Raw genomic sequence first — 22039 nt, 5'->3', positions numbered from 1 at the left:
CGTTAGTTACGTTTAGTCCGTTATTCTCGTTAATTTCGTTAGAAACTGATTACAGTTCGAGCAAGTGACGCAAAGAACGCATCGAGAGCGTTTTTGGTGTTAGTGGATTATAATCTCTTGGGCGCGCATAACAATTATTGTTGGCAATCAAGAGAACATCCTTTCGCAGGGCAAGTTCCGAATGAATATGACTATTCGCTATGCGAGTTACTAGGGGTCAGTGTGGGGATTTTTCTTATAGACATATACGCAGCAATCGGTATCAGCACCGCCACCCATGCCGCCGTCTGTTTTTAAAATATCAGCGAAGTGCCGCTCGATCCTCCTTGCAGCATGAGCACTCTCTGCGGTGCTGAATATCCACAGGTCATTATTGATATCCAATCTGTGCCCTTTGATAAGCCTTTCCCTCGGGTTTTCGGCAATGCCGACATACCAGGATGGATAATCTCCGCCATACCCGTCAATGTAGTTCTTGATATATTCTATAATATCGCTTTCTGTCTTGGCCATACAACGACCTCCGTGCATCGTCTTTACACAATAATAATTTACTTAGAATTTAACGAATGTCATGGGGATGTTTTTTTTTGATTGTTAACAGAGGATATGAGTATAGCAATTAAGTAGGGGAGAAGAGCGCATGAATAAGGCGGAACAAGACTTGACACAGATTGCACAATTAAAGAAAATGGTTGCATTAAGCACGGTGATGGTTGTTGTGATAATCGGTGTACACATACTCGGAGGATGTGCCACAATTTTCAAGGGTGCCCACAACAATGTTGACTTCAACTCCGACCCTGTTGGCGAGCAAGTCTATGTTAACGGCAGCCTGATGGGCACTACACCAATAAACCTGAAGTTGGAGTCCAAAAGAACCTATACGATTGAATTCAAGAAAGATGGCTATGACCCTAAGACCTATACAATAACAAATCATGTCGGTGTCGGTTGGATCGTTCTCGATGTCCTATTTGGTCTTGTTCCTATTATAGTTGATGCCGCAACAGGTTCATGGTACGAACTCGATCAAGCTGCGGTGAATGCTGTGTTGGAGGAGCAACAGTAGAAAAGATGATAATAGGTGCGTTAGGTGTGGTCTTCATTGGGTTTCGAAGTTAGAAATAGGGGGAGGGGATAGCGAGTTAGAAACGCAGACAGATCTCTCGAACAAACCAGCTTGCCATCATTTGTTTTACTTGCCAAACAACTTCTTGGCAAATCTATTTGCTTTGTAACGTATGACTGTATAAAAAACGAAAAGATTCAGAACGATAATAGAATCATGGTTTAATTTAGCCAGAATTGAGAAAATGTCAATTTCCCGGTTGTATTCGGGAAAAATCGCACGTCTTTGCAGAGTCTTGACTTTCTCAGGACTTTACATAGAATATACCAAAAGGAGGTCCCCATGGGGGTCACCACTATTCTAATCGTAGTGATTATTTTGATTATTCTGAGTTCTATCAAGGTTTTAAAGGAATATGAACGAGCAATTGTGTTCCGACTCGGCCGATTCATCAAGGTCAAGGGCCCGGGCATATTCATCCTCTTTCCCGGTATTGACAAAATGACTAAGGTCGCACTCCGCGTGATCACGATGGATGTACCACCTCAGGATGTCATCACTAAGGATAATATCTCGATCAAGGTGAATGCAGTTGGTTATTTCCGCGTGTTCGATCCGGCCAAGGCAATACTCGAAGTCGAAGATTTTCTCTATGCTACAAGCCAGCTGGCGCAAACGACGCTGCGCAGCGTGCTGGGTGAATATGAACTCGATGAGATACTCGGGCAACGGGAAAAAATCAACCTCCGGCTACAGAAGATAATCGACCAGCAAACCGACCCCTGGGGTATCAAGGTTTCCACGGTCGAAATCAAACATGTCGACATACCTCAGGACATGCAGAGGGCGATCGCTCGCCAAGCCGAAGCAGAAAGAGAACGGAGAGCCAAGGTGATACATGCCGAAGGAGAATTTCAGGCCGCAGACAAAATTAACCGGGCGGCCAAGATTATCGGTGAGACACCGGTCGGCATTCAACTCCGTTTTCTCCAAACACTATCCAAAGTGGCCACCGAGAAGAACTCCACGACAATCTTCCCCGTGCCGATTGATCTCTTCACACCATTCATCAAGAAGTTTGACAAAGAAAAGTGACCGCGGTATATCAACAAAAAGACTTAGATCACTTCGACGTGATTGCATAGTCATTAGAAGAAAGCCTAAATATTGCTAGCCTGCGCGCAGGTTTTTTCGAAATAACGGATGCAAGCTATAACCCGTTACGCAAGCAGTACAATCCCGAATACATAACAAAACCGATATCCGAACAATCCAGCCAGTGATATTCATGCCTCTTTCACTACTTTGATCCTTGATACTGGATTCCCCTCATCCCTTCGGGATGTAGGGACACTGAATTTTGTATACAAATCAGAGATTTGTACAAAATTCGCGCTCGATTCTGGATACAAAGAGCGTTTAGATCGATAATATCGTTATGATCGTTTGGATGGTAAACATCGTTAACACCGCCAGTGCACTTATCCTTGTCATAAATTGGTCAATTAATTTGCCATGCATAGAGTGTCAAGCAGACATTGACAATGTCGTAGGGTACTAGTATGGCTATCTGATACGTCTTTCTATTGGCAGAGCGTAATCACTGCATGCAGTTTTTTAAATCCGCCTTTCTGACATAGTAATTCATGTGTTCACAATCAGGATTCTTGCAGTGGTAACAAACCAATTCACCTTCCTCCATTGCCCGCGTCGCAAGGTTCATGACGACTGCATCCCCAAGATTTACAGCGGTTCTTTTTCCACAATACGGACAGATATTTTGTGTAATTAAGGTTCTTACTTTACCGTTGCTTAATACATCGAATGCCAATTCTGCCTCCCTACATGCCTTTATTCTACTGAAAACGATCTCTCTGTCAAGCGAATATTGACGATGGAAGAGGGGTGAGACAGCTAGATGGCCGCTCGCAGTTGACAGCACATTCATGCTTTCCGCCGTATACGCTGAAAAAGCTTGACGTAGAGGCTGCAGGGATTATACTCTAAAAAATTTCTGTTAATTTCACTGTAGATTCCATTATGCAAAAAGGGAGGCAGCCAAGATGGCTGAGAGCGATATTAAGATCGTTGTTGAAATAAAGAACTACATCGAGCAACATGGCGGGAACTACCCTTTCTGGTATGTTGGTCTTGCAGAGCAGCCAGAGGAAGAGTTAATTGCCCGCGGAGTGAACCTGGACCTAGACCGCTATGTATACCTAACAGCAGCATGCATGGAAGATGCAAAGAACGTCAAACAGTATTTTATCACACGCCTGGGTACAGATGGAGATCCTCGTGGCATTGTCGATCAAAAAGCACTGAACGTATACGCATACAAGAAGAACGCCTCGACTCATCCATAGCAGGTCTGCGACAAAGGAGGAGAACTATGTCATGCCCGCATTGTGGAGCTGATCATAGCCATATCAAGTTGGTCTACTGCGCGAAGTGTGGTAAGATGGTGCGAAGCGTCTGTACGTCGTGCGGTAAAATAGTCAGCGAGCGTCCGTGTAAATGTATGCAGGAGGAGGTGCCGGGAGATAGTGTGGGTTAGTTAACCGGGTTGTTGCTGTTTTCAATCAAATATGGACAATGGCGAAGAGGAATATTTAAACGATCAGAATACGTATGCATAATTGGTTGGATGTGGTTGATTCGGTATACGGCATCAGGACAAGCGTATTGGCGAGAGGAGGAAGCTAGGGATGTCAGTGCTTCCACGCGTCATATCTATCAATTTATTAGTTTACGTAATATATATTATCAGACACAAGAGAATTACAGAAATCTAAGTCAACTCGCAGCTAAGTACCCCTCTTCCAGCCATCGTACGTTAACTAGAGACTGTCTTGCCGTATTGTGCACTGAAGTCAAAGTGACACCAGATCGGCGATACTAAATGCATTGTTGACTGATACCTAATTCTCTGACTTGCCTCTGCCCGGTCTTATTTCTTCTCGCGACGACACGTTCAACGACCAGGTCAATTCTATTCGTATCATCAGACCCTTGATTCACCGGTGAGATTGCCTCGTCGTCCTGCACCATATTCAAATGACATAAAGAAACGGGACTCTCGCAATGAGTATGCCGTTTCAAGCTGTCACGATATCATATATGGCAATCATCCTCCTACCCAGCCCTGACCTGTGCAATGAAGATTATGAGTGACTATATTTATATTAAATCATCGCATAAGCTAAATGCGATAAATCACACAATATAGTGGGTTATGATATATTCTTGATGTTAAATATATACACTGTAATAGAGAAATTGGTTGGCATGTGCGACCTCCGAGTCATTCCTGCGTATTACTCATGAGAGGAGTCAGAAATGGAACAGAACCTACGTATGCCGAAGAAACTCGCTTTGATTGGCGGCTATTTGATCATTGCCAGCGGGGTCGTCAATGCAGGCCTTGGTATGAGCATTGGTGCCCTTTATTACTACCCATATCCCGGTGGTAATATGGGTCACGTGGGCATCATTGCCGGCATTGCAGCCATAATTCTCGGAATTCTAATAGTATTTGCCGTTGTACCACTGTATAAAAGACCAAATAGAGGCTATGTTGCATTGGGAGGCCTCCTTACAATCGTTTTAGGCCATTTGGGCGCGGTTGCAGGAGTAATCTACGTGGGCACCCTGGGATTGTTGCTGTGTTATATTGCTGGATTCTGGGCACTGATACTAGCTGGGATTATCGGCAAGAAGATGAATAAACCGCCAATCGCCCGATAAGAACATAGGGGAAGTTTGACCACGACCTCTCCCCTTTTTGAATAGAACTTGACTCTCGACGGCTCATCGAATCCATGCAAATTAAATGTTACGTCTTCTGAGATTTAGTAGTCTACTGGTATCCGGCAGTCTCTATTTTCGAGTCTGTTCCGTAATGCGCATCCCTGAATTTTACATACATGGAAACAAATAACTGGATCAACTTCTTCAGTTCGGGGTCTTTCTTCACATATTCGTCTTGGAGGTATATCAGCGTGATCGATATGATAAGTTTGTCCTTGAATGAATCGAATGAATCCAGTATACCGGATTCTTCGAACATCACCAGATTGTCAAAGCTGGTCAATACGATTTGAAATTGATCCTGGTATGTGCTCGATTCGGTCAATTTCTCGCGAGCAGCTTTGATATCTTCAAAGGCCTCGATGATAGCGATCTCAAGCATCCGGTATTCACTATCGAGTATTTCCATGTCCTCTTTTGTCACCTTATAAGTCTGCCAGTCAACATTGATCGCGATATTTTTCTTGTGCTGGCCATAGACGGTCGCCAGAAATACCACATTGTCCTGTAATTCTAAAGACAACTGTTCCTTCAGCGGGCCCTGCAACCATTTCAATATTGTGGCGATTCTCGCCCGGGCCATGATCTTTTCCAGCGACGGCTTCTTCGATTCGTTCAAATCAGCAAGGATCTTCTTCAACCCTTCGTGTGTGATCTCGGTATTATCTTCAATCTCGCTTTGGAGATAATCATAAACACTATCGACCCTATTCTCGAGAGCAGAGTTATGCATGCCTGTGTATGTGCGGCCTATGAACGCTTTTACAAGCTCACGGTTGAATCTTACTTTTTTCGGAACCTTTGGAGCAGAGAGGATAACTTCGAAGTAAGCGACGAAGTTTTCGACATCACGCTGTGTGATTTGTTCCTCGGTCATCTCTTTGATCTCATCGTAGAGAGTAGTTATCGTGGTCTTGGCGTCGCTTCGTCGAAGCAAGAATTCAAAAATACTCTCTAAGTCCTGTAGAAAAGAAATCGCCATATTCTCTAACTACCTTTGGTTTGCCTGATAAAGGAACTGAATTCATTCATTGGGATTTTCCGCTGTTCGCCGGACTGCATATTCTTCACAGTGTAATAACCATTTTTCTCTTCATCTTCCCCATAGATGACGGTATACGTCGCCCCGGATTTATCAGCCTTCCTGACCTGTGTTTTTATCGCTTCACCCGGATCACCGACGAGGCATATATGACCATGATCCTGTATCTGACCGCGAAGAGCAATAATGTCAGTAACATACCTCTCTCCCATACCAGCAATGAAAAAAGTCTCTTTCTTGTCTAACACGGGCAGGTCCTCAGGCATGGTAATCAGCAGGCGTTCCGGACCCATTGCCCAACCAGTGCAAGGGGTATCTGGGCCACCCAGTTCTCTCATGAGCAGGTCGTAACGTCCACCGGCTATGATCGTATCTTGCGCGCCCAGTCCGCAATGTTTGAATTCGAAAACGGTTCTGGTGTAATAATCGAGTCCCCGCACCAGCTTCTTGTTCTCGGTATATTGAATGCTAAATTTGCCCAAGTATTCCTTCACTTTTGCATAGTGTTCTGCACAATCTGCGCAGAGATTGTCCGTAATCTTCGGCACCTTGTTATACACGCCCTGACAGGTTTCCTTCTTGCAATCAAAAATACGCAGGAAATTCCTCTCAAAACGTCTGCGGCAATCGTCACACAAATCTCCCAGATATGGCTGTAAGACCTCTTTCAATTTCTCCCGGTATTTATCACGGCAATCCGGACAGCCAATTGAGTTGAGCTCGATCATATAGTCCCTCGCACCGATCAAATCCAGATACCGCTTGCCTTGGTCGATTATCTCGGCATCGAAGAATGGTTTGCTCTCCCCCAATAACTCTATGCCGATCTGCTCAAACTCACGGTACCTGCCTTTCTGCGGCCTTTCCCGGCGATACATTGAACAGATATAGAAGAATCGTGCAGGTAACGTGATTTTGTTCTCGATAAATGCTCTGAGCACAGATGCCGTGCCTTCGGGTCTTAAAGCATATACTTTCTTGTTCACCTCAAACTGATAGATCTCATGTTCCACGATATCAGTGGTTGACCCGATCGAACGGTCAAAAAGAGCAGCGAATTCAAAAGAAGGCGTCCTCATTTCCTCATAGCCGTTTCGACCAAAAAAATCTCTTGCTGCAGCATTCATTGCCTCGAGCCTGCGTAGTTCCTGCCCAAAAAGATCCCTGGTTCCTTTAGGCTTCTGATACATAACTCCCCGCCTTTTTCTGTTTGAAAATCAGGTAACTCACAATTAGCGCGAGCACACCAGCCAGCATATCAGTTACTTCAAAATCGCGCCCGGGAATGATTAGTTGTTGGCACTCGGCAAAAAGAACCACCAACAAACCAAGTACGAAAAAACTTCTAACCTTCATCAACCGCGCCGCGATCAGCCCCATGATGAAAAAAACCACAAAATGATAGAGTTTGTCCACAGGAAGGTCCTTTACCTTGGGCACATTGAATTTGGGATATCCGGTCAGCACGAAGATCGTCAATATCCATAAAACAAGAAATATCCAACGTACACTCCTTTTCACTCTTTTTCCCAATCATTCACTGTTTTGATCACATCGTCCGCTTTTCTGCAGTGAAGGAGGTCAGAACGCAAGGAGTCATCATTCAATAAACGCAGACTCTGAGCAAGAAGGGCTATGTAGTCATCATTCTTTGAAAACAAAAACAGCATTATAACGTTTGCGACACCAGTGCCATAATCATCGAACACCAAACCGCCATGGTTCAGTGTGACGAGCACCTCGGTTCGCTTTATGTCATCGACAACAATACGCGGAAGAAATATGCCCTTTCCTAAAGCAGTCGGCATAATTTTCTCTCGTTCGAGGATCTTGTCAACGGTACCGGGAATATCGGTTACACTGCTCCTGTCGAGCATCATCGACAATAATTCTCGATAACTGTTGCCTTCAGCATTTAGTAGTATCTTTCCAGGTTCAAGGTATTCAGACAGCATGAGTAAATTATCTCTACTTTAGATGTTTAGTCAACAATTAACCCATGGCAGGAATCAATAATCAAATCCGTCGTCCACTACAAGCTCGAAATTCTGTTTCGATGCACCGCAATCAGGACAACCCCAGTACTCAGGCAGGTCTTCAAAACGAGTTCCCGGTTTGATGCCTGATTCCGGATCACCCTTTCGTGATGTGTACACATAATCACAAATAGAGCAGCGCCACTTTTGCATGATTTCCTCCTGCGATCTTACGAACTGCCGCTTATTTTTGAACTGACGTCAAGAACCAATGTGATAAGTCCATCCATGGCTTTTGCCAGTTCTTGGTCAGAAACGAACTTTGTGAATTCCTCTCCCCCGCCCACGATATCAGAGACGAGCAGGAATGAAGCCGCATTCAAACCACTTCTATTTGCCAGATAATATATCAAACTCGTTTCCATTTCCACCGCAATTATGCCTTTCCCCCTTAGCTTCTCAACATAATCAGGAAACGGATTGTAGAAAACATCAACACTCGCCACACCGCCAAAGATAAGGTCAATATTTTTATCCTTTGCGACGTTACTTGCAGCGTGTAGTATTTCATACGTAGCATACGGGGCATGGGGTTCACCGTTGAGATAAGTACGCGTGGCTCCATCAAAGGGCGATGCTGCAACTGCGGCGATCATATCGAGCGGCTTGATTTGTGCGCCGATACCACCGCATGTACCTATTCTGATCAAGGTCTTCACGTCCAGCTGGATGAGTTCTTCAACGACTATCGCTGCCGAAGGACAACCTATCCCTGTAGTCTGCACACTTATATTCTGATCTTTATATGTACCTGTATATCCCAATAAGCCCCGGTTTTTGTTAACCATCTTAGAATCTTTTAGAAACTGGCTAATCCTCACCGACCTTGCAGGATCACCGACCAACAGTGTAGTTGGTGCATAATCCTCCTTGTTTGCTCTCAGGTGTATCGGCATTCAACCTCCTCCATGAAAATTCACTTAATACTTCAAAGATTCTTTACAGACCATTATGCCTGCGAGAGATTCCCGCGATCCTACGTCTCCGGAAGAACCTCTCCCCCACCGTTGGCTACTTTATGTACAGCATTCAGTACTGAATCACGATGGGCAATAAATGCATCCATATATTTCTTATTCACCGACGGAGCACGGGGAATGTCAACTCGCATAGGATTTATAGGTACCCCGTTCTTGTGGAGTTCAAAATGCAGATGAGGACCGGTCGATAAACCGGTTGAACCAAGGTAGCCAATTAGATCTCCCGACTTCACTCGTTTACCAACATAAAGGCCCTTTGCAAACCGCGACAGATGCCCGTACCTTGATCTGAAGTTATTGGCATGCCGTATCTCCACGAGGTTGCCATAACCACCCTTCCATCCTTTGAACGTAACCCGACCAGCACCGATCGTGGCGATCGGCGTGCCGATCGGTGCAACGTAGTCCAACCCGTGATGTGGGCGCCATCTCTTGAGAATCGGGTGATATCTGCGTTTTGAGTAGTGCGAACTGATATACGAAAAACGCAACGGTGATCTAAGCAGTGATTTCCGTAATGATTGCCCATCACGATTGAAATAGTCATCATGACCTTCCGGGTCGCAATAATAGAAGCCGTAGAAATCACCCGCTGCACCTTTGTATCGCGCAAAACCGATCAACCCATAGTCGACAAGAACGGAATCACAAAAAATCTTGTCAAAATAGATGAAGAACGAATCTCCGTCCTGCGTGTCTGTGAAAAAATCTACTTCCCAGGCAAAGACATCGGCGAACCGGATGACCAGCTGCGACGTCTCGTCATAAGCCAGCATGGATTCATAAAGGGTAGAGTTAACGCTGCCGTTGATATAGGTCAGCATCGTATCAAAATAGGGATATTTCATGGCTACTGACAGACAACCACTTTCTTTTTTCACGTAGTAGATGTTTTGATAATTTTGACGGTAGGTCAAATGAGAAAATTTGCTGTCTTCCTTCACGAGTGAGATTGTGTCTCCAGGCAAACATTTTCGGAATGGGAATCCGGCTTTATGCAGCGCCGTGATGATGTCAGCCCGATAATCCGCGACCGAGAGTTTATCAAGAATCGTCTCGAGATTTTCGCCCTTCTCCACGACGTGTTTTGTCTCAGTGACGATCGTTGTTATGATGAATTCCGGTTCCCTCGAACAACCAGCGATTAAAAAAAAGAGAATTATGAGTTGGCTAAATCTGATTTTGTACAAAATCCCTGACCCAATCATCGTATATTCTATTTCTATAGGCAAAAGAACAACCCTCGACGATAATACCTTCGATCTTTGTAATTGCATGCATGATGACCCTGAAGTCAGAAAAACCCCACAAATCGAATTCAATTTGAATGTATCGTTTCTTGAAACGCGATGCAATATTTCCGACAAAACCGATTTCCTTGACGATTCTGCGCAATTCCTTTACCCGAATTTTTGTTACTACAGCGAGATGAACATGCATGTAATTCTTTATGATACTCCAGTTGAAATTAGGTGCGATCGAAAGAATACCTTGACGGTTTCCACGCGTCCATATCAAACGTGAAAGCCTTACTTCTTTCTCAGATTTCGGTTTCTGTGTTATCCTGTTGATCAGTGTATAGCGTATTTTCTTGCTGTTGCAGAACTCATCTATTAACTGCCAATCTTCTTTGACCAACAACCTCGGCATTACCAAGTTGTATTCATCAACCTTATAGACCTCTGAATATTTCATACCGGGTAGTTTGTTCGAAAGTGACCTGATCTCTTTGAGATTCTTTGCATAGAACAAAAGTGAAACATTTGGACATACACCCTGCGGGAATGATAGGTTCTCAACCATCTCCTCGATGAAAGGAATTGTCTTCCCCAATCTGAACCGTGGTGAGGCTTCACCTGCGATACAGCCCCAATACCACTTACCTCCATGAATACCTGGCAAGAACAGCTTGAATCCGTATTCGCTTATTAATCCTGTATCTTCGAAATTTCTGATCCGCAATAGTATTTCCTTCTGTGAGATGTGGAATTTACTCACAAAATCGTGCACAGGTATTGTTCCCTGGAGTTCGAGCTGTCTAATGAGGTTCAAATCGATGGGGTCGATTATCACTAGCGGATTATAGACGAAAATATGGAGAAGTCAATATTCTCGTACTCGTTTGCCGTATATCGTAATCGTAATAATATCAATTGAAAAATAAACCTCTGCGAAGTATAGAAAAGCAGAAGATGAGAATCTGAGAAGTTAAGAAGCTGTGAATAACAGAACTTCAGAGGATAAGAGGTTGAGAAACACACCGAGAAGCGGTGCACCGGTGACATTGAGACAAACTCAGCTGGAGACACACTACGTTAAAGACATGCTATCGCTGGAGACACGTTTCACTGCAGACATCTCGCTTCGCTCCTGAGGATACGCTATGCTGCAGCATAGGGCATGGAGCATGGCGCATAGCGGGAAACCAGAAGCTTAGATGTAAGGCGGTTGAGAACCTGAGACGCCATACCTCCCCGTCATTGCGAGGAGTGTAGTGACGAAGCAATCTCAGTCGGTGAACGAAAATAGCGGGAATAACGAAAATAACGAGATTAGCGATAGTAACGAACCCAACGTTCCTTGTTAAATTCGCAATTCGAAATGTCTTTTAGCGGTATTAACGGTAATAGCGATATTAACGAAATTAACGGGATTAACGATAGTAGCAGACTAAACGAAAATAACGTTTTTCGTTCCTCATTTCCCTACACAGAACTCCTCAAATATGCGGTCGAGGATTTCCTTGCGGAGTGTCTGCCCGGTTAGCTCACCGATCTCGTTCAAGGCACAATGCATTTCATAAGCCATTGTCTCAATAGTCGGTGCGTTCTTTCCTTCAACGAGGCACCTTCTTGCTCTGGTGAGCGCATCTATGTGGCGGTGTCGCGTTATGAGAACATCCTCTTTGGAAGCCTCAGGTAGTAGAGTACTTCTGACGGCATCTTGCAGCAAATTGATATTCTTTCCTGTCCTGGCCGATATTTTTATGGAATCCGACAGGATCGATTCGTTACTCAGCCTTACGTTGAGGTCGATCTTGTTTACAAGAAGTAACTTGATTTTGTGTTTCACCAGATTATACAGAAATATGTCTTCTTCATTCATTGGTTCTGAGCCGTCGAACATCATGAGAATCAGATCAGCATCGTAGATAAGCGCTTTTGTCCTCTGTTGGGCAATCTTATCTGGACCCGTCGCTTTGGAGAGTATACCTGCGGTGTCGTACAGCAAAGCGTGGATGTCCCCCATTTGCACGTCTTCTTCAATAAAATCTCGAGTCGTACCGGGTTTCTCATGCACGATTGCGCGTTCATGCCCGACGAGCCGGTTAAACAACGTCGATTTACCAACATTGGCTCTTCCAGTGATCAGAATGCGGTATCCGGATTTGATCTTGATTCCGACCGATGCTCCCTTGAGCAACTCATCGATCTCATCTACTATCGCATCGAGATTATTTTTTATTCCGGCAGGGTCATATCTGACATCTTCCTCTTCAGGAAAATCGATCTCAGCTTCGACCAGGAATAATGAATCAATGACCTTAGAACGCATGTCGTATATCTTTTCCGACAACTTTCCCTCGTACTGCAACACGGCCAGTCTTCGTGCCTGGTCACACGATGCATTCACTGTATCGAGAACGGCTTCGGCCTGTATTAGATCGATCTTCCCGCTGATCAAAGCACGTCTTGTGAATTCTCCCCGCCGTGCGGTTCTCGCACCGAGTTCGTTCAAAGTCCTTACAATCCTATCCACGATCAATGGATTACCATGGCAAGAAATCTCTACCACATCTTCACCGGTATAGGAATTGGGGGCTTTGAAAGGTACTGCAAGAGCAGTATCGACGTTATCGCCGGTATCGGGATCAATAACATGGCCGTGATAGACATGATGGGATGTGTATTCACCCGTCAACAGTGTGGGTTTGAATATTTTCTGCAGGAGGGGGATCGCCTGAACGCCGCTAAGTCTGATTACAGCTACACTCGAGTAGCCAGATGGAGTTGTACAAGCGACTATCGTATCATTTGGGTTCATCATTCGGAGCAATTATAACGTTCTTGCTTGCTCCCTTTCCTATGCTATAAAGTTTCACACCCTTTATTTCACTCAGCTTGATCTCGACTATCTGTTGTTCCCGTTTAGTCAGAGGATCGAGCGCCATTTCGCGTCCGGTTTGCAGCACGATACACGCGATCGCTTCGGCTTTTTTCTTCAAGAAATTTGTCCGACGCATACGATAGCCGCTGACGTCGACGAGGATTTTCAGATTCGGGTGAAAACGTTTGATCAGGCGCGTTATTATGTACTGAAGCGCCCACAATGTTTCTCCTTTCTTCCCGATCAGAATAGCATCGGCATGCCTTGTCTTAATGTTAACATAGAAACCCTTATCGTCTTTGGCGATATTGATATTCGGTCTGAATCCGCAGCTTTCAAGTATGAATTTGGTTACTTCGAGAAGATGCTGGCGAGGCTCTTTGACTTCCATCTTGATTTTTACTTCATCCTCTGTTTCGGAGATGAGTTCGTATTCGACCTCATTCTGCCTCACCCTTAATGTTTTCAATCCGGATTCGATGGCTTCGTCGAGGTTTTTCCCTGATGCTTCAGTCAGTCTCATTTTAGTCCTCCTCTCTTGGTTATGAAATGCTCAAGCAAAGTAAATATGTTGTACGTAAACCAGTACAATTGTAGCCCCGAGGGTAAATTGATAAAAATCCAAACCATAACGATCGGCATGAAGATTATCATCAACCGCTGGCGTGGATCGATAGTTGTTGTCAGTGACTGTACCACCATCATTATGCCCATGCTGATGGGTAGAACATAGTACGGATCCTTCAACGAAAGGTCAGTGATCCAGAAAATGAAATTTGCGTGGCGGAATTCTATGGAGGTAGTCAATGTTCTGAAGAGGGCAAAGAAAATGGGCATCTGGATTATCAGTGGCAAGCAACCAGAGAGTGGATTGACCTTGTACGTCTTGTAGAGATGCATCATCTCCTGATTCACTCGCTGGGGATCATTCTTGTATTTTTGCTGAATCTTCTTAAGCTCGGGCTGGACCATCTGCATCTTGTGCTGGGATAATATCATTTGACGCGACAATGGGAAGAAAATCAGTTTGATCAATAGCCCAAAGATCATTATTGCGAAACCATAGTTGCCAATGAGTGAGTATATGAAGTTCAGTACTGCCATTATAACTCGCGAGATCGGTCCCCAGAAACCTCCTGAAGCCATCTCTTCATAACCCTCTTCGTATTTGGCAAGATGATCACGGTCCATAGGTAGCAGGAGAACACTGATGTCCAGATCGGCTTCGCTGACGATCTCTGCTCCGTAACGATCTTTGGCACCACCCATGTAGTAACATCCGAAAGATGCATCGCGTGTTTCAATCTGTTCTATTTCGCCCGGCACCTTATGAAACGAGACCTTATCGATACCATTAATGTGGTTAACGATCAATATGAAGTATTTGGTACGCAGGGCAAACCAGTCCAATTTGCTGTCATACACATAAGAATCCTTGATTTTTTTTGTTACAGTCTCGACCTTTTCGTTTTTAATATAGACGTTGAAGTTGCGCAAGTCGTCGCCTTCATTCTTTGGTTCGGTTATATTGAGACCCGCTTTCAGGCTGAGAATATGATTCGATGTATCACCTTTAACGCGCAGAGAGAATCCGTAATCGTGGTCAAACCGGTAGGTCTTCACCAATTTCTTTTCATCGCCATGGAAGAAAGTAACAGAATCATCGCTGATCGCATAAGACATTTGTGCGACATCGTTGACACTGTCCTTTATTGAACTCGCAAAGAGATGACGGCCGGGAGGAACAATATCGACATCGTAGTCTTTTAAATACAGGGACGCCAGAGATCCACCATAGGTGGACAATACTAATCGGACATGGCGGCGGTCAATGACGATCGTGTCTTCGGTAACCTTGGTGTATTCTTCTTCAACAGATTCAACCGGCTCCATAAACGTATCCTGGACCACCGGTTCGGGTACTTCTTGTTTTCGAGCAGGTCTATTGAAGAACGTCCAGATAAGTAAAATACCAATGATGATGGCAAAAGCCATCGCGGTCCTCGTACGATCACTCATTTCCAACCATCCTTTTTGGCACTGGATCCCAACCACCGTTACAGAGAGGATTACAACGCAGAATACGGTACAAAGTCAAAGCAAGACCGCGGAAGAACCCGTGTTCTCTTAGTGCTTCGATCGCGTATGTCGAACACGTGGGCTCAAAACGACAGACTCTGGGGAGGAGCTTTCCGATGGACAACTGATATGCCCGAACGAGGCAGATTAGAACCAGACTCATCCCCCCTCCTTGAATCTGTTTATGGTCTCAAGGGCTTCTTTGAGTGTAATGCATTCCTCGGTGTAAAGTATTATCTTCATCCCTTTAAATTTGTCCCTGTTCACTCGATATGCCTCCCTTAAAATTCTCCTTGCCCTATTTCTCTCTACGGCGCAACCGCTTTTCCTGGAGGCAATAAAACCAGCTTTCCGGACGTCAGACGAAACGTAAATAAATTTGATTTTCCCGTACTTTCTTCTCCGACCCCGTACGAATAACTCTCTGATTGCCGAACTCCCCTTGAGTATTTCAGTTCGTGGAAGTACGTGTTTTTTTATTTCGCTGCCTTATACCTTAGGTATGACTATACAACGAGCCTCTTCCGCCCCTTTTTTCTTCTTCTTTTCAGAACCTGCTTGCCTGCTTTGGACTTCATACGCTTGCGAAAGCCATGCGTCGTTTTCCGTTTTCTTCGACTCGGTTGATAGGTTCGTTTCATTGCATTTATTATATTCAATTTTCGAAGGAAGTCAATAATTTGTTGATGCGTCGTTCGAACGGAAAGAAAATGGGTTTCGCGGGGCATTTTACCTACATTTTATACATAATTGTTGACTAAACAAAAGATATGTCTATAATTACATTGAATGAAAGACGATGTAGCTCAAATCATTCTAGGCCTTACGAAATCCTTCAAGGCAATGCAGATGTACGGGATGAATCATTCATCATTTCGTCATTTCTTTGAGCCTTTCTATCAGAAAACAGCAGAATATCTCAGAGGACATAACGAAATAAGCCTTAAGGTCGAGAAATTCCAGATTGTACATCTCGATCAGGTGGTCTACAAAGAAGAAGAGATGGACATGAGTATTGCCTTCAGGCTGTTCAAAGACGGCATCCGCAGCATCAGTTTCTTGAGCGGTCTGATCTCTGACGAACTCCTGCTCTTCGTCGATGTCATCAGCCGACCTGCCAAGGATTGGGATGTCGCATTGGGGCTGTGGGAATGCAATTTCGCTCATATCACCTTCTACGTTATAGAAGCAGAAGAAGTGCTCGATTACCGGGTACCTGAAGTGCCCATTCAGTACGTTGATTACGACGAGAAGCTAAAACAGCTAATACTCAGGGAAAAAATAGACATCGACGCTGTAATTATTCCCGATCTCGACACCCAGGAGGTTGAAAACCTGAAAACATGTATATCGAGCGACGAGAAAACGGCCATACTCCCGGTAGTAATAAAAACTCTTGGCGACTATCTGCATACGGATCGCTCCCAGGAAATCATTGACGGCTTGATCGAAATTTTGGAAAGTTGTGTGAACACGAAGGACTTTTACAACGCACGCCGTATCGCTTACAAGTTGAAAGATATACCGGATATAAATTTCATCGAACGTTTCGAGAACGAAACCACAATTGCAAGCTTCAGGGAGACTGTCAATGTGCCTGAAGATGATGTTTTCAATGAATTCCTGGCGTTCATTGGGTTTTTTGGGAAGAAATCCATTCCCTTTCTAATAGAATTGATGCCATATATAGAACGTTCTGACCGTCTGAACGCACTGAGGCACAGAGTCGCACACATGGCAAAGGACGATCCGTCACCGATTGTCGCCTTTCTCCGAAGCAAAGAGTCCGGCACGGTTCTTAATGCAATCAACGTCCTTGGCCTGGTCAAACCAGTCGGCATCGCCAAAATCCTGGACCCTCTCGTCGATCACCCGAACAGAGAGGTTAGGCTGGCGGTCATCGAAGCTCTGGGCAATGCCGAACAAATCGATATCATAACCAAATACATCAATGACCCGGATGTAGAAGCAAGGATAAAGTCCTTGCGCATACTGAGCAAGTTCAAGCGCCCGGATATATATCCTGTATTACTTGAACGTATAAAACACGGTAGTTTTCTCGGGTTGGATTTTGCCGAACAACGTGAGGTTTTCAACGCGCTGACAGTAAATGCTGGAGACGACTTTGTCCAGATCATGCAGGAAATGCTCTGCAAACGTAAGTGGTTGGGGAAAAAGAAATACAGGGTAATGCGACGTTTGGCTGCACTGGCGTTGAATCAGATCGGCACCGAAGAATCACTGGCGGTGCTGAAAAAAGGAATGCAGAAACGCAATAATGATATTAGGTTTGCCTGCGAGTCAGTGTTCAAGGAGCGATTGACATGAATATATACATCGCAGGTAAGACTGTTGTCGGTTTGCTGTATCCGCTATTTAAGGCAGTTCAGGTTTACGATGTGAACAACAATGTAGTGATCAATACTGCACAAAAATTCATGAGCGGTATCGAAGAGCTCCTGACGACTTTCTCGAGTCTTGAATTTGTCCGGTACCGTGATTATGTCTTTTTCAACAAACAGAGACTCAAATATGAAATCGACAGCTATGCGAATCTACAATTCATGAATACTCAGCTGAAGACGCTGAACATCAAATCGATAACCTTCAAGCGTGGTGTTACGCAACAAGAAGTAATTGACTTCGCCAGTATTTTCAAAGAGGATCGAGCATCTTTCCAGCGACTACTACCTGAGAAGAAACTTCCCCACATCAACATCGAACTCCTCAAGACGGACAAAGAGCCGGAAGAACCTATTGAGAATGGGCAGATGACAAAAAGGACTTATTTCAAGGCCTTGAAAGTCACCAAGAACCTCATGCAAAATTTGTGGACCGGGAGACCGGTCGATGTGAAGAGTTCACGTCGGGTCATATACGGTCTTGTTGATTCAATATCCAGGGATGAATTCGGAATCCTCGCGCTCACCACGATAAAGAATTTCGATGAGTACACTTTTAACCACTCCCTCAACGTCGGAATCCTCGCGCTGGCTCTCGGGCAACGAATTGGACTCGACCGGAAGAACCTTGCCCGGCTCGGCACATCGGGAATCCTGCACGACATTGGCAAAGTTGAAATATCTAAGGAGCTCATAAACAAGATCCAGAAACTTACGGATCAGGAATGGGAAACATTGAAACTGCATTCAAATTACGGGGTACGGGAAATTCTCAAGACCCGCGGGCTCGACGAAATCTCGATGTTCGCTATCACCGTTGCCTATCAACATCACTGGAATTATGATGGCACGGGCTATCCGCTGAGGGAAAAAGAAGATGAACCCACTCTATTTTCCAGGATAGTCAGGATCTGCGATTCGTATGATGCAATGACAACAGCCCGGGGCTACCAGCCTGTTCCGTATTTACCACATTTTGCTTTGCGTGTGATCTGGTCGAACCAAAACCGGTTGTTTGATCCAATACTGGCGAAGGTTTTCACACAACTTTTGGGTATTTATCCAGTTGGCAGCTGTCTGGAGCTAAGCACCGGCGAAATAGGCGTCGTCATGAGACAGAACCCAAGCGCAATTGATCTGCCGAATGTGAAGATCGTCGTCGACAGCAATAACAACAAAATCGACGGCAGGACGATTGACCTCGCATCACATACCGAAATAAAAATCATCCGCCCGACTTACCCCCAAATCTACGGCATCAATCCTGCTGCATATTTCCTGTAGGTCCCGTACGCTGCTTGAACCGACGAGAATATGATGAGAAAATTAATCATCGATAACGAAAAAACGGTCACCAACGAGTTAAAGAGAATGCATGTTGACCCCGATGCTTATAAGATATTCATCAAGAAGGCCGAATACATGGCCTTGAAATTCGATGGCCTCTCGTGTGCACAGGTCAATGTCTTGAAGCAGACTGCGCTCATCTGCGACGCCGACGCGGCGATCCCGAAGAGCGCATACAAAGGCGGCCGCGGAAAAAAATACCCGCTCATTCTCTTTGCGAACCGCCGCGAAATCGAGAAAATCGAGAGGCGGCTGCGTGAGCAGCCATGGATGGAAGACATCCGTATACAGTTGGCTTCGGTCATGATAGACAAACAGGAACCTCTGTTGAAAATAGGCAGAAAGCGGTTTGTGATGAACCGCACTTATATTATGGGCGTGATCAACCTGACGCCGGATTCTTTCTATAGTGGCAGCCGTTATACCGACAGGTCGATCATCGAGAAGGTTGTGAATGAAATGAACGAAGAGGGCGTTGATTTTATTGATATTGGAGCTGAATCAACAAGACCAAAGAGCGCGCCAGTCGATGAAAAGGAAGAAATAAGAAGACTGAAACGCGTGCTGCCTCTGGTGGCCAAACTCACGCGCGTTCCAATATCTGTTGACACCTACAAGGCGAGAGTCGCAGCACTTGCGATCGATCAGGGTGCGAGTATAATAAATGACGTGTCAGGACACAGATTCGATCAGTACATGGTCAAAACGATAGCCCGCAGTGGGGTGAGTACGATAATCATGCACATGAAAGGCAAACCAAGAACAATGCAAAGAAATCCTCAATACAAGGATCTCATGCGTGAAATTTATAATTTTCTCCAGGAGAGGATAGATCATGCCGTAGAATCAGGCATTGACCGGGATCGGATAGTGATCGACCCAGGACTCGGTTTTGGCAAGCTGCTGGCTGATAACTACGTCATAATAAGACGTCTTGCCGAACTCAGGCAATTAGGTCGACCCGTACTCGTTGGTCACTCAAGAAAATCATTTGTCGGCAATCCTTTCGGTCTTTCACCAGAAAATAGGTTGGAAGGAACATTAGGAATTCAGTCATTGCTCATCCAGAATGGTGCTTCAATATTGAGAGTGCACGATGTCATGGAGGCCAAACGGGTCGCTTCAATAATTGACCTGATAACACGATGAAACTCTTCGGATTTCTCCCAATCAGAGCAATAGATATTATTGACATCATTGTCGTAGCGGTCCTGCTCTACGCGTTTTTCAAGTTCGTCAAGGGAACGAAAGCTACATCAATCCTCGTCGGGTTAGTTCTTTTCTTTGTAGTCTCGTTCATATCCAGATGGCTGGATCTGAAGGCACTATCCTGGATCATGAATTCAATACTCGCCCTGTGGGTCGTTGCCTTCGTTATTGTCTTTCAACCGGAGATCAGAAACGCCCTTGCACGGATCGGCCGCCAAAGACCTGTCAAGTTCTTCCTCAAGCTGGAAGAAGTGGGCGTCACTGACGAAATCATTGACGCTGTGAGGAAAATGTCAGAAGACCGTATCGGCGCGTTGATAGTAGTACAGAAAAACATCGGTCTGAAAGACATCGTCGACACCGGTGTGCTCATTGAAGCTCAAGTAAATTCGTCGCTCTTGCGGACGATATTCTTCCCGGAGACCCCCTTGCATGATGGAGCATGTGTGATCCAAGGTGACAAGATCGTTGCCGCTGGTTGCGTGTTGCCCCTGAGCGAAAACCCAAGCCTCGGCATTACTTACGGTCTGCGCCATCGCGCAGCACTCGGCATGGCCGAGCAGAGTGATGCATTGAGCATAGTAGTATCCGAAGAGACCGGTAATATCGCCTATGCCTATAAGGGTAAGCTGGTCACAAAAGTCGACGTTGAATCATTAAAGAAATCAATGGAAAGAATAGTTCAGGAGTAAAAGTGCGGGTTACACCTCCTGAAGAGCAGGCATTGGTGTTTGCGCTGGCAGTGATTTATTCACAATGTTCTACTGTTAATATGCCAACAGGTTGACAGCAGACATCATTTAGTTAAAATAATCCCCGGAGGTTTGATGCAGACGAAACATATAGTAGCCATCGCCGTAGTGATAGCGGTGATCATTGTCGGTGTCATGATCGGCATTGGAATGCGGGGTCCGATATCTGGGGGGAGCGTCGGCGTCGTTGAGATCGACAACATCATCTATACACCGAAATACATCGTCAGTGATCTGAATGATTTTGGCGATGACCCTTCGATAAAGGCGATTATTCTCAGAATAAACTCACCTGGCGGCGTCGTTGCCGCTTCACAGGAAATCTATGATGCGGTGAAACGCCAACAAGAAAAGAAACCAGTAATCGCATCAATGGAATCGGTTGCAGCTTCAGGTGCTTATTATATCGCACTGCCAAGCGATATCATCGTCGCCAATCCCGGCACAGTAACCGGATCGATCGGCGTGATCATGGAATGGCCAGTCCTGGAAAAACTCCTGCAGAAATTGGGTATCGAATTTGAAGTAATCAAATCAAGGGAACACAAAGACATGGGATCGTCCCACCGGAGGTTGAACGAAAAAGAGCGAAAGTTGATGCAGGATGTGGTCACGGATGTCCACGAGCAGTTCGTAAGGGTAACATCTGAGCACCGTAATATACCGATTGACAGCGTTATCAAGTATGCGGACGGCAGGGTATTCACGGGAAACCAGGCAAAAGCACTTGGATTTGTCGATACGCTTGGTTCATTTGATTTTGCCGTCGAGCTTGCAGGAAATCTCGTGAACATCGAGGAGCCCCATCTGGTCTACCCGGCAAGGCGGCTGAGCCTTGTCGATCTCTTCGTCAAACCAATGGAGCAACTCACGATACCGAAATTGTATTTCCTGTGGCGCTGAAAACAAAAGAATTTAGAATTACCTCGGTCTGCTTCTTTTTCTGTGCATCGTCCATCATATCCTGTCAAAGCCAGGATCGGATAATTGTCCTCGCCGAGTACCTGAAGGAAGAAAAGAGACTCAGGGACAGTGAATCGAGCGAAGAGGCGCTCCAGGATTCATTGAAGCTATTGAAGGAAAAATACGGTATAGATCGAGATGCCGAGATCCGTAAATTAGGCGAAAACCCGGGCGAGTGGATTGACCTGCTAAGGGAATTGAAACGTGGTCGGTAAAATCTTCGGCGTTGTGGAAGGGTTC

At 45.2% G+C, this 22039-nt stretch carries 25 protein-coding genes; 10 read left to right on the top strand and 15 right to left on the bottom strand.

The genetic code is table 11. The features are described 5' to 3' along the window. Positions 1 to 210: 210 nt before the first annotated feature. The gene (locus OEV79_10095; GenBank protein MDH4211781.1) at positions 211 to 513 is read right to left on the bottom strand and encodes a hypothetical protein; all 303 of its coding nucleotides are present in this window, start codon (positions 511 to 513) and stop codon (positions 211 to 213) included. Positions 514 to 643: 130 nt separating this feature from the next. Here OEV79_10095 and OEV79_10090 point away from each other — a divergent pair, with 130 nt between their 5' ends. Beyond that, positions 644 to 1072, top strand: coding sequence for a PEGA domain-containing protein (locus OEV79_10090; protein ID MDH4211780.1), 429 nt, complete (start codon positions 644 to 646; stop codon positions 1070 to 1072). Positions 1073 to 1414: 342 nt separating this feature from the next. Then, entirely contained in the window at positions 1415 to 2167 is a 753-nt protein-coding gene (locus OEV79_10085) for a slipin family protein (protein ID MDH4211779.1), read from the top strand. A gap of 505 nt (positions 2168 to 2672) precedes the next feature. On the opposite strand, the gene OEV79_10080 is transcribed toward OEV79_10085, so the two are convergent. Further along, positions 2673 to 3020 carry a hypothetical protein gene (locus OEV79_10080; protein MDH4211778.1) on the bottom strand — a complete coding sequence of 116 codons (348 nt, stop codon included), beginning with the start codon at positions 3018 to 3020 and terminating at the stop codon, positions 2673 to 2675. Between the two features lie 115 nt (positions 3021 to 3135). Here OEV79_10080 and OEV79_10075 point away from each other — a divergent pair, with 115 nt between their 5' ends. Continuing rightward, positions 3136 to 3438, top strand: a complete 303-nt coding sequence (locus OEV79_10075) for a hypothetical protein (GenBank protein ID MDH4211777.1) — start codon at positions 3136 to 3138, stop codon at positions 3436 to 3438. A 973-nt stretch (positions 3439 to 4411) separates the two neighbouring features. Continuing rightward, positions 4412 to 4819: a hypothetical protein gene (locus tag OEV79_10070; protein MDH4211776.1), complete on the top strand. Its 408-nt coding sequence runs from the start codon at positions 4412 to 4414 to the stop codon at positions 4817 to 4819. A gap of 112 nt (positions 4820 to 4931) precedes the next feature. Here the strand turns inward: OEV79_10070 and OEV79_10065 are convergent, their stop codons facing one another. From OEV79_10065 to rpmH, 13 genes are all read right to left on the bottom strand, one after another. Then, positions 4932 to 5864 carry a hypothetical protein gene (locus OEV79_10065; protein MDH4211775.1) on the bottom strand — a complete coding sequence of 311 codons (933 nt, stop codon included), beginning with the start codon at positions 5862 to 5864 and terminating at the stop codon, positions 4932 to 4934. 5 nt (positions 5865 to 5869) lie between these two features. Beyond that, positions 5870 to 7114 (bottom strand): histidine--tRNA ligase, encoded by a 1245-nt coding sequence (gene hisS / locus OEV79_10060; protein ID MDH4211774.1) that lies wholly within the window; start codon positions 7112 to 7114, stop codon positions 5870 to 5872. Then, complete coding sequence (locus OEV79_10055; GenBank protein MDH4211773.1) at positions 7098 to 7445, bottom strand: VanZ family protein; 348 nt, start codon at positions 7443 to 7445, stop codon at positions 7098 to 7100. The genes hisS and OEV79_10055 overlap by 17 nt, the downstream gene beginning before the upstream one ends. After that, positions 7442 to 7879: a PTS sugar transporter subunit IIA gene (locus OEV79_10050; protein MDH4211772.1), complete on the bottom strand. Its 438-nt coding sequence runs from the start codon at positions 7877 to 7879 to the stop codon at positions 7442 to 7444. Before OEV79_10050 ends, OEV79_10055 begins: the two co-directional genes overlap by 4 nt. 54 nt (positions 7880 to 7933) lie before the next feature. Further along, positions 7934 to 8113 (bottom strand): rubredoxin, encoded by a 180-nt coding sequence (locus tag OEV79_10045; GenBank protein MDH4211771.1) that lies wholly within the window; start codon positions 8111 to 8113, stop codon positions 7934 to 7936. A 17-nt stretch (positions 8114 to 8130) separates the two neighbouring features. After that, on the bottom strand, positions 8131 to 8856 hold the full coding sequence (locus tag OEV79_10040) for a purine-nucleoside phosphorylase (GenBank protein MDH4211770.1): 726 nt from the start codon (positions 8854 to 8856) through the stop codon (positions 8131 to 8133). Between the two features lie 80 nt (positions 8857 to 8936). Further along, positions 8937 to 10019, bottom strand: a complete 1083-nt coding sequence (locus tag OEV79_10035) for a M23 family metallopeptidase (GenBank protein MDH4211769.1) — start codon at positions 10017 to 10019, stop codon at positions 8937 to 8939. Positions 10020 to 10110: 91 nt separating this feature from the next. Further along, positions 10111 to 11013, bottom strand: coding sequence for an Lrp/AsnC family transcriptional regulator (locus OEV79_10030; protein ID MDH4211768.1), 903 nt, complete (start codon positions 11011 to 11013; stop codon positions 10111 to 10113). A gap of 624 nt (positions 11014 to 11637) precedes the next feature. Further along, entirely contained in the window at positions 11638 to 12987 is a 1350-nt protein-coding gene (gene mnmE, locus OEV79_10025) for a tRNA uridine-5-carboxymethylaminomethyl(34) synthesis GTPase MnmE (GenBank protein ID MDH4211767.1), read from the bottom strand. Further along, positions 12971 to 13570: a Jag N-terminal domain-containing protein gene (locus OEV79_10020; GenBank protein MDH4211766.1), complete on the bottom strand. Its 600-nt coding sequence runs from the start codon at positions 13568 to 13570 to the stop codon at positions 12971 to 12973. Before OEV79_10020 ends, mnmE begins: the two co-directional genes overlap by 17 nt. Further along, positions 13567 to 15066, bottom strand: a complete 1500-nt coding sequence (gene yidC, locus OEV79_10015; GenBank protein MDH4211765.1) for a membrane protein insertase YidC — start codon at positions 15064 to 15066, stop codon at positions 13567 to 13569. Before yidC ends, OEV79_10020 begins: the two co-directional genes overlap by 4 nt. Next, on the bottom strand, positions 15059 to 15289 hold the full coding sequence (gene yidD / locus OEV79_10010; GenBank protein ID MDH4211764.1) for a membrane protein insertion efficiency factor YidD: 231 nt from the start codon (positions 15287 to 15289) through the stop codon (positions 15059 to 15061). Before yidD ends, yidC begins: the two co-directional genes overlap by 8 nt. Before the next feature lie 343 nt (positions 15290 to 15632). Beyond that, the gene (gene rpmH / locus OEV79_10005; GenBank protein MDH4211763.1) at positions 15633 to 15767 is read right to left on the bottom strand and encodes a 50S ribosomal protein L34; all 135 of its coding nucleotides are present in this window, start codon (positions 15765 to 15767) and stop codon (positions 15633 to 15635) included. Positions 15768 to 15915: 148 nt separating this feature from the next. Between rpmH and OEV79_10000 the strand changes: the two genes are divergently transcribed. The 6 genes from OEV79_10000 (at position 15916) to OEV79_09975 (ending at position 22014) form a co-directional block, all read left to right on the top strand. After that, the gene (locus OEV79_10000) at positions 15916 to 17454 is read left to right on the top strand and encodes a HEAT repeat domain-containing protein (protein MDH4211762.1); all 1539 of its coding nucleotides are present in this window, start codon (positions 15916 to 15918) and stop codon (positions 17452 to 17454) included. Next, the gene (locus tag OEV79_09995; protein ID MDH4211761.1) at positions 17451 to 18812 is read left to right on the top strand and encodes an HD-GYP domain-containing protein; all 1362 of its coding nucleotides are present in this window, start codon (positions 17451 to 17453) and stop codon (positions 18810 to 18812) included. Before OEV79_10000 ends, OEV79_09995 begins: the two co-directional genes overlap by 4 nt. A gap of 33 nt (positions 18813 to 18845) precedes the next feature. After that, positions 18846 to 20024, top strand: a complete 1179-nt coding sequence (folP, locus tag OEV79_09990) for a dihydropteroate synthase (protein MDH4211760.1) — start codon at positions 18846 to 18848, stop codon at positions 20022 to 20024. Further along, positions 20021 to 20776, top strand: coding sequence for a diadenylate cyclase CdaA (gene cdaA, locus OEV79_09985; GenBank protein ID MDH4211759.1), 756 nt, complete (start codon positions 20021 to 20023; stop codon positions 20774 to 20776). The genes folP and cdaA overlap by 4 nt, the downstream gene beginning before the upstream one ends. Positions 20777 to 20911: 135 nt before the next feature. Continuing rightward, positions 20912 to 21739 (top strand): signal peptide peptidase SppA, encoded by an 828-nt coding sequence (gene sppA / locus OEV79_09980; protein ID MDH4211758.1) that lies wholly within the window; start codon positions 20912 to 20914, stop codon positions 21737 to 21739. Continuing rightward, positions 21730 to 22014: a hypothetical protein gene (locus OEV79_09975; protein MDH4211757.1), complete on the top strand. Its 285-nt coding sequence runs from the start codon at positions 21730 to 21732 to the stop codon at positions 22012 to 22014. The genes sppA and OEV79_09975 overlap by 10 nt, the downstream gene beginning before the upstream one ends. Positions 22015 to 22039: the final 25 nt, after the last annotated feature.

The organism is candidate division WOR-3 bacterium (assembly GCA_029858255.1).
In the GTDB taxonomy this organism is placed as follows: Bacteria; Hydrothermota; Tepidihabitantia; order SM23-42; family SM23-42; genus SM23-42.
The sequence above is the reverse complement of the archived record's forward strand: the minus strand, read 5'-3'. Positions and strand labels throughout refer to the sequence as shown.

What these genes read in the sequence shown, in the direction of transcription:
- hisS (MDH4211774.1), bottom strand. Translation starts at nt 7,114, where the DNA reads ATGTATCAGAAGCCTAAAGGAACCAGGGATCTTTTTGGGCAGGAACTA.
- OEV79_10075 (MDH4211777.1), top strand. Translation starts at nt 3,136, where the DNA reads ATGGCTGAGAGCGATATTAAGATCGTTGTTGAAATAAAGAACTACATC.
- OEV79_10085 (MDH4211779.1), top strand. Translation starts at nt 1,415, where the DNA reads ATGGGGGTCACCACTATTCTAATCGTAGTGATTATTTTGATTATTCTG.
- OEV79_10065 (MDH4211775.1), bottom strand. Translation starts at nt 5,864, where the DNA reads ATGGCGATTTCTTTTCTACAGGACTTAGAGAGTATTTTTGAATTCTTG.
- OEV79_10040 (MDH4211770.1), bottom strand. Translation starts at nt 8,856, where the DNA reads ATGCCGATACACCTGAGAGCAAACAAGGAGGATTATGCACCAACTACA.
- yidD (MDH4211764.1), bottom strand. Translation starts at nt 15,289, where the DNA reads ATGAGTCTGGTTCTAATCTGCCTCGTTCGGGCATATCAGTTGTCCATC.
- mnmE (MDH4211767.1), bottom strand. Translation starts at nt 12,987, where the DNA reads ATGATGAACCCAAATGATACGATAGTCGCTTGTACAACTCCATCTGGC.
- sppA (MDH4211758.1), top strand. Translation starts at nt 20,912, where the DNA reads ATGCAGACGAAACATATAGTAGCCATCGCCGTAGTGATAGCGGTGATC.
- OEV79_10080 (MDH4211778.1), bottom strand. Translation starts at nt 3,020, where the DNA reads ATGAATGTGCTGTCAACTGCGAGCGGCCATCTAGCTGTCTCACCCCTC.
- OEV79_10000 (MDH4211762.1), top strand. Translation starts at nt 15,916, where the DNA reads ATGAAAGACGATGTAGCTCAAATCATTCTAGGCCTTACGAAATCCTTC.
- rpmH (MDH4211763.1), bottom strand. Translation starts at nt 15,767, where the DNA reads ATGAAACGAACCTATCAACCGAGTCGAAGAAAACGGAAAACGACGCAT.
- OEV79_10090 (MDH4211780.1), top strand. Translation starts at nt 644, where the DNA reads ATGAATAAGGCGGAACAAGACTTGACACAGATTGCACAATTAAAGAAA.
- folP (MDH4211760.1), top strand. Translation starts at nt 18,846, where the DNA reads ATGAGAAAATTAATCATCGATAACGAAAAAACGGTCACCAACGAGTTA.
- yidC (MDH4211765.1), bottom strand. Translation starts at nt 15,066, where the DNA reads ATGAGTGATCGTACGAGGACCGCGATGGCTTTTGCCATCATCATTGGT.
- OEV79_09995 (MDH4211761.1), top strand. Translation starts at nt 17,451, where the DNA reads ATGAATATATACATCGCAGGTAAGACTGTTGTCGGTTTGCTGTATCCG.
- cdaA (MDH4211759.1), top strand. Translation starts at nt 20,021, where the DNA reads ATGAAACTCTTCGGATTTCTCCCAATCAGAGCAATAGATATTATTGAC.
- OEV79_10045 (MDH4211771.1), bottom strand. Translation starts at nt 8,113, where the DNA reads ATGCAAAAGTGGCGCTGCTCTATTTGTGATTATGTGTACACATCACGA.
- OEV79_10020 (MDH4211766.1), bottom strand. Translation starts at nt 13,570, where the DNA reads ATGAGACTGACTGAAGCATCAGGGAAAAACCTCGACGAAGCCATCGAA.
- OEV79_10070 (MDH4211776.1), top strand. Translation starts at nt 4,412, where the DNA reads ATGGAACAGAACCTACGTATGCCGAAGAAACTCGCTTTGATTGGCGGC.
- OEV79_10050 (MDH4211772.1), bottom strand. Translation starts at nt 7,879, where the DNA reads ATGCTGTCTGAATACCTTGAACCTGGAAAGATACTACTAAATGCTGAA.
- OEV79_10095 (MDH4211781.1), bottom strand. Translation starts at nt 513, where the DNA reads ATGGCCAAGACAGAAAGCGATATTATAGAATATATCAAGAACTACATT.